Origin of the sequence: Winogradskyella sp. (genome assembly GCF_013213975.1) — a bacterium.
Classification (GTDB): Bacteria; Bacteroidota; Bacteroidia; order Flavobacteriales; family Flavobacteriaceae; genus Winogradskyella.
Map to the genome: position 1 here is coordinate 44,206 of NZ_JABSST010000010.1, position 7,350 is coordinate 51,555.

The 7,350-nt window shown below is 30.9% G+C and carries 5 protein-coding genes; all 5 read right to left on the bottom strand.

Annotated elements, in window-relative coordinates; genetic code table 11:
* Positions 1-33 precede the first annotated feature (33 nt).
* A complete protein-coding gene (locus HRU49_RS02415; protein ID WP_296353786.1) occupies positions 34-1,722 on the bottom strand; it encodes a hypothetical protein in 1,689 nt (562 codons plus the stop codon).
* Positions 1,723-1,864: 142 nt separating this feature from the next.
* Complete coding sequence (locus HRU49_RS02420; protein ID WP_296353788.1) at positions 1,865-2,938, bottom strand: hypothetical protein; 1,074 nt, start codon at positions 2,936-2,938, stop codon at positions 1,865-1,867.
* Between the two features lie 441 nt (positions 2,939-3,379).
* Positions 3,380-4,534, bottom strand: coding sequence for a hypothetical protein (locus HRU49_RS02425; protein WP_296353790.1), 1,155 nt, complete (start codon positions 4,532-4,534; stop codon positions 3,380-3,382).
* A 98-nt stretch (positions 4,535-4,632) separates the two neighbouring features.
* Positions 4,633-6,039 carry a DUF1214 domain-containing protein gene (locus tag HRU49_RS02430; RefSeq protein ID WP_296353791.1) on the bottom strand — a complete coding sequence of 469 codons (1,407 nt, stop codon included), beginning with the start codon at positions 6,037-6,039 and terminating at the stop codon, positions 4,633-4,635.
* Between the two features lie 169 nt (positions 6,040-6,208).
* Positions 6,209-7,036: an alpha/beta hydrolase-fold protein gene (locus tag HRU49_RS02435; protein WP_296353793.1), complete on the bottom strand. Its 828-nt coding sequence runs from the start codon at positions 7,034-7,036 to the stop codon at positions 6,209-6,211.
* Between the last annotated feature and the right edge of the window lie 314 nt (positions 7,037-7,350).

A 7,350-nucleotide genomic window follows, 5' to 3' on the forward strand; every position in this document is an offset into this window, starting at 1 on the left:
TTGTTGCTTAAAGATTAAAGTTGTATTAACTAGCTAAGGTATTTCTGACAAAAAACCGTCTTCAATTTTGTTAAATCGTAGCTGTGGGATATGGTTAAAGTTTTTTGAGAAATATTCAATCATTTTTTGATTAGCACATGGAAGTGGACCATCCGAAGTTTGCCAAAAAAATAAAGATTCATTAGTAGGTGAATAATATTTTAAGTTTTTCAAATCATGTTTAGAGTATTCTAATTTATCAAATTGAGTGTTTGGTTTTGGAGTTATTATTTGTGACATTTCAAATGCTACTTTTTCTTTCATAATATTATTATTCGTGATTGATTTAAGTGTTACTCCAAATATTCCAACGACTAATAAAAAACATAAATTTAAATAAATGATAGACTTTATCAGTTTAATTTTTCGGTCAAAAAAATCTACGCCTATTAGTAATAACATACATATAAAGACAGGAAGGAAAAATCTATATTGCGGTGAGGTTGAATAGAAAACAATAAATTGAATAAGGAAAAATGCATACAGCAAGTATGTGTTTTTTCTCTTATGGTATAAAATTGGAAATAATATCAGCGTTAATACTATTAATTTGTTGAAAGCACCATTAAGTTTTGGCAGATTTAGCCATGTCCAAAATTTTTCTGTTGAATTTAGATTGTTAAATTCTTTCCAGTTGTCCATTTGCCAGCCATACATAGATGTTAATTTATAATATAAATTTTGTATACTATTGTTTAGTTTCCAATCTACTTCAATAAAGTTATTACCCATAGAAAGAGGATAGAATGGGTAGCCTGATATAATTATATTTTTTGTTACAAAACTTATTGCTGCTAATAGTGATGCAATTACAAAAAATTGCCTAGTCTTTATATTATTTGATTTTAGAATTAAAATGAATGATATTAAAACAATTGGAGCAATGGTTACTTTAATCAGAATAAGCAATAAAATTAAAATGCAGATGAGATTAATTTGATTATTTAATTTGTTTTGTTCAAAATCTAAATACAAATGAATCACAATACAGGTAATTACAATAATTGGAAGATCAGGTGAAGGTGAAGGGACAAAGAAGTAAAGAAAAAAAAACGATATCAATAAAAGTGAAATAAATAAATCATTTTTGTTTTTATGATCTTTATAAAATTCCCATTTATCTATGCAATAAAAGCCAACCAAAATTATTAAAAATCCATTTATATCATTGAAATACGAGTCAATGAAAGAAAAGCTAAATACGGATTGCAAAATATGCCAACCAGAAGTTTGGCTTAAAAAAATATGAAAATTAGCTAGCCCTTTTACAAGGCCATAATTATTTAGCCATTTAATAGTTTGTATATAGTAAGATTCATTATCAGTAATGAAAGGTAAACTTGAAGAGTGAATAAGTGAGGTGCAAACAATCAAAATAAAGAAAGCTTTACTTGATTTTGAGAACTTTGAAAACGAATTTTTTGTTTTACAAATAATTTCCTTGCAAACAGTTTTGTTAATTACAATATTTAACATTGAAAAAAACAAAATAAGCAAGAAAAAAGACAGATCTAATGGATTGAAAACAGCATAAAACGTTGAAATCACTATAATATTGAAGAACCCAACAAGAACAGTAAATAAAATATTGTAGTTAGTTAATTTAATCCATTTATTTAATGATATTCCAATGCCAATTGTGGTAATTAAAATAAATAAATAGGATACAATAATTTTTATCATAATTTAATCTTCACTAACGCTCTAATAAACGCAGTTGCGTGTTTAAATACCTAATTTATCAAATACAAGCCGAATAGAAAATCCGTGCATTTTTTTAAGAGAGCCTGCTTTAGCAAATAATTTTATACGTTCGTTGTTGTAGTTATTTAATTAATTTACTAATATTTTTTAAATCAGATTTTTTAATAAGATTACTAGAATTATCAACTATTGAGTAAATTATTTGACCTGTCAGACTGTTAATAATTGATACTACCTTTTCCCCATTATAGGTAGTGTGCATTAAATAGTAGAATTCGTCTTTATTTAAAATTTTTGCATTTAATTCATTATTTGTAAGAACTTTAAATTCATATTTATAATCTTCAAATAGCTCTTCAGGTTTAAGAACTTTAGTTACTTTCAATTTAAAAGTACTATAATCTTTTAATAACCAATTTGGGACATAAAGTGTTTTTGATTTTAGCTCTTTTAATTTGTCTTTGTTTTTAATTTCATCTCTTATTCTCAAACTTTGATTATTATTTAATTTGTTATTCAAAGTTTGAAAGTAGTTTTTAATATATCCTAGGTGAAAATTATATGAGTCTGGTGATTTAAGATATTCATAACTATTTCCATCATCTTTAGCTTTAATAGTAAATTCATTTGTTCCCGTTTTAATTAAATTAGATCTACCGACATAACCTATTTCAAAGTCGCCAGTATAGTCTAAATCTGTCGCTAAAAATCTATAATAGTTATTAGGTGTAAATATTATCTCAGCAATTTGCCCTATCTCTTTTTTAATTTTCCCATTATCTTTTTTGGAAACTTCTTTATAATAAAACATCTGAAATTTGTATAAATCAATTGCTCCTACGATTCTCTCATCATTTAATCCAATTGTTTGTTTAGTTTTGATATAATTCTTGTCTTGAAATTTGATGATAGAATTATCTGTTGAAATTAAGTCACTTTTCTTGTAATCAATTTCAGATATGAATTTGATAGTATTAAATGTCCAAATTTCTTCAATGACTTTTTTTGTCTCATTAAAATCTAAACTATCGGGAACAACAAAGTAAGTAGTTGTTTTTCTTATATGATCATACAGTTTGTCTTTATGTTCAACAACATATAAATTTCCAAGGCCTCTTTTTCGCCCAATATTGACTTGAGAATAAATGCTCAAAATAGATAGTAGGCAGGTCATCAGTAAAATTGTTTTTTTCATAGGTTTCTGGCTATGTTTTAATTATCCACAACGTCCTGCTAAACGCAGTTCCGTATTGCGATGAAAAGATAATAAATTCGTCTGCAATGCTTTGGATAGGTGTCAAATATTTTAGGTGTAAGATCTAGGACATTGCAGCCCGATTTACCACGCTTTTGTGTGGCGGTAATCGTTGAGTTATTAGCTTAGGAATTCACGATATGGTGCCAAATTGTGTTTAGTATATTGTTATTGCACATTACGGACTTGAGTCTTTCAGCTGGAACTGTTTTTGGCTTTTATTGACTGAAGTCATTTGGTTCTTGTATGAGCAGTAGGGATGCTGGAATGCTAACTTTTTGGCTTAGTACAGATTTTTTTTATATGTTATTACTTTGGTTTTAGTGCTTAAGCCACTATTATTTTTATACAATGTTAGGTGTAGTGTGTGGTATCAAAAATCTAATCCAACCAAAACATATCTTGTGTAGGAATATTTTTGTTCCGTTCAATTGCAAAAGGATTAAAACTTCTTTTTGTAAATACATACCAAGCACAGGCAGAAATTGCAATTTCGTCATCTGCAGTATCCCAAAGCAGGTCTCCTCCATAATGTGTTCCTATATTACTTGAATATGGAAAACCAGTGGCGTTAGGGTAATTGATACTTTCAATTAGATTTTTTTCCATTTCTGAAAGATAATAATCCCGTTCATTGGTCATGTTGGCCAAGTCAAAAGCGAGCGTCATTTGGCCTGTACCTTCAAACCATATAGCATCTTGGTCTTCATCAAAACAATAACCTGTTATTTCTAAGCCTGTCACTGTGGACATCTGTATTGTTACATAACGTTCTGCTGTTGTTAATGAAGAAACAGGATAATTGTTAAACATCAAATAACTCCAAGGATGTAAGTCTAAGGCATACAAATAGTCAGGATTTCCTGGCCAAGCCACCAAATTCTTATCGACATTGTCCCAACGATTAGTTTCTAAATAATTAAGTAGATTACTGTGAAATGTGGTATAACCTTCAATGGCATTAAAAGCATCAATCATACCTTCGGTGACCTTAAAGTTTAATAAATTGTTATTGGAATCATATCCAGCAAATAGACCACCATCTGTGTCTTGAAGCGTAAGTAGCCAATTTTTAATTTCTGTTGCCAAATTATCGTATGTGGTCATACCTGTCATTGCTTTGTAATTGTTCAGCGCAATTAAAAGCCAAGCATTGTCGCCCATCCAGCGATGATTGTTCGGCATACCATTTCTATCTCTAAGCTGAGAAAATCCTCCAACATCATTTTTCAATTCCGAATCAATCCGAGCATTAAAAAAATTGAATATGTTTTCCGCTTTTTCATAGTCTTCTTGTAGCATAAACACCATTGAAGCTAATGCATTATCATATAATGAGACTACATTTCCATTCTCAATGCTTTCTAGCAACCCATTGGACAACTGCTGATTATCGAACCAATTTAAAATTTCAATTTCAATTTCACTGATGATAGGAGTATCAGGTTCTTCTAATTGGAAATTCGTTGTGTTGTCTTTTTTATCGCAAGCCAATAAAAAAAGGAATATCACCAAAAATCTTCTATATAATTTCATAAATCAATATTATACCTAACCTTTAATATAAAGTGCGTTTCAATGAAGTTTAGGTTTTGTTAGCAAATGCTTTTTTTTTATGATTGAAACAATCTCGTTTATTTTTTTTGCACTCCTAATATTTCCGGTAATTTATAAGGTTCATTTAATAGGCTGTCGTCAGGCCCATAAATACGCAATACAGTGTAGAAAGGTCCTTCAGGCGCGGGTAACCAATTACCTTCTCTTTCTTTGCCGGGAGAGTCCGTTTGAAAGTAAATGGTCATAGAACCGTCTTTATCCTTTTTCAATGATTTAGTTTGACTACCTATGCTGTATCTGTTTATTGAGTTTTCAACCAAAAATCGATTTGGAAGGTCGTACATTGTAAAAGACCAGAAATAGTCAGACTTTGGTATTTCATCAGCAGAAAAAGTTATTGAATAATTCTTTTTACTTCCATCAAGTAATTCGCCCTTAATATCCGTTTTAAAGCTAGGATACATGGCCTGAGAAGGGTAATTCCCAAATTGGCCAACAACCACTCCTACAGTTCTATTTAAATAATCCTCTCCTATAACTTCTCTTGTGTTAAATAACTTTTTACCGTCATTTGTAATAGCTATCTGCTGATCAATTTCTCTAAGAGCTTCTTCTATGCCATTATTAACAGCCTGTACAAATGAACTGTCCATTTTGTCCGGTTGCCATTCCTTGCCAGCTTCAACACCAATTTTCCTAGCATTTTCAAGCATTGTTTGATCTGCTTTATTAGGAATGATATAGGCTAGCATAAAATTTGCGTACTTAAAGAAATTGATGTTTTTTAAGTCATTCGATTCATATCGTATCCAATTTATATTTTCTCGTAATGTTTTAGGTTCAGATCCAATGTATGAACTCAATGGTTGCAGAATATAACCGTTTTGTATATGCTCCATCGCTGGGATGTCATCTTGACCATTTACTCCCGTTCTGGTTAAAGTTCCAATAAACTGAGATTCTGAGTAAATCGCACGTTTAATACCTTTAGGAATTGGTCCGTCAAAGTCTATTGTAGTTAATAGGTAATTCCCTCCATCTTGTCCATCGATAATAGATCCTGGTGCATCAATTACATATCCCCACATATCGTCCCATTGGCACACATAATATCGATTACCATCTGCAGGTGGCATGGTTAATACCCAAGGTTCAGGGCGCAAATCGACCCATGCCCAAGAATAAGGGGTGTTATTATTTGGTGTTGGAATATCCCTATTTTCTGGAGTAGACAAGCCATAGTGTTTGTAGACTCCAAATCCCCCTATGTATTCTGTTGTATTCTTATTAATTGCCTGATTGTACATTGTACCATAATTATAAACAAGTGGAAATAAGGCGATGTAAGTTTCTTTTGCAATGCGTTTTATTTCATTTTGATCCATTGTTTGATCATTATGAGTTAGTACCTTTTTTTCTCCCTCATTCCAGCATCCTAATAGAAAAAATAGGACGGTAGAAATAGTTATTATTTTATATTTCATTTTGATGCTATTTGTTTTTGCCAACGCCCTGCTTTACCTCGTTGCGTGGTTTGAGCATTGAATTTAGTAAATAATTACTGAATGGTAAATGTGAGGATTTTTCAAAGTAGGCTAGAACTAGCAATGAATTATACACCGTGTTACCAAACATATTTTTCTTCAATAATTATTAATTCTCTTGATTAATGTAGAGTAAACCTTCGTACAAAGCTATTAATGGCACAGAGCTATGGTTTTCCTTCTCAAAATACTTTATTTTGACATTTGTAGGTGCTTTAGTTTTCTTTGCGATTAATTCATAGAAATAGTCGTGCCTTTTTTTATTGCGATCATAATTGGTATCTCCTTGATTGGCAGTAGCGATATAAAGTTTTTTTTCCAATGATATTTTTGAAATAGAATCAACTTTGTTTTTCATCATCTCTTCGTTCCACCAAATACTTGGGTCTATAGAAATGTAAGCATTGAAAACGCTACTTTTATCCAAATAAGAATTTAATGTAAGTAGGCCGCCTAAAGAATGTCCAATAAGAGTTTTATATGGTTTTGTTCTATATTTTTTATCAATATAAGGTATTAGCTCTTTCTCAATGAAATTCAAAAAATTCCTTCCTCCACCCATAGTATTTGGTCGTTTGGTCTTAATTTTGGTCAAAGTGAAATCTCGTTCGCGGTCAACATTTTCTATGGCGATAATAATACTTTCTGGCATTAAATTATTTCGGTTCCTATTTGAACTCATAAAATGCACTATTCCGGATGCTGTTTTAAAATGAGTATATCCATCCAACAATATGATAATTGGATATTTTTTCGCCACTTGAGTTGAATCATTATATGAATCAGGAATACTGATTAAACAAGTTCTTTCTTCATCTAAAATACTTGACTTAATAATGAACTGACTTCCTATAATAATATCCTTTTTATTTTGTCCGTGCGCGGTTTGTGCTCCGAAAAGTAGAATACATAATGCTACAAATGTTAAAGTCCTCATAGTTTGATTTATATGTTTGCCAACACCCTGTTAAACGCAGTTTGGCTTTGAGAACGAAAATACAAAAAGTGGAAGATAATGAATGAGTTTTGGTATCACGCATCCACGGGGAACCAGAGTTTATTATTCGTCTCTCTGAATGAATTTTTCTTTTAAAAATTTGATGAGTGAGCCACTTTATTGGATCGAGAGTTCGAAGAACGTAGCAACACAAGTCAACTTCAGCAGAATGTGCTCTAACGGTCTGGAATATGGCCCGTAGTTTCGGCTAATGGGCTATTGTCCTTTTTAACGATAATTATTTAATAGTTTTA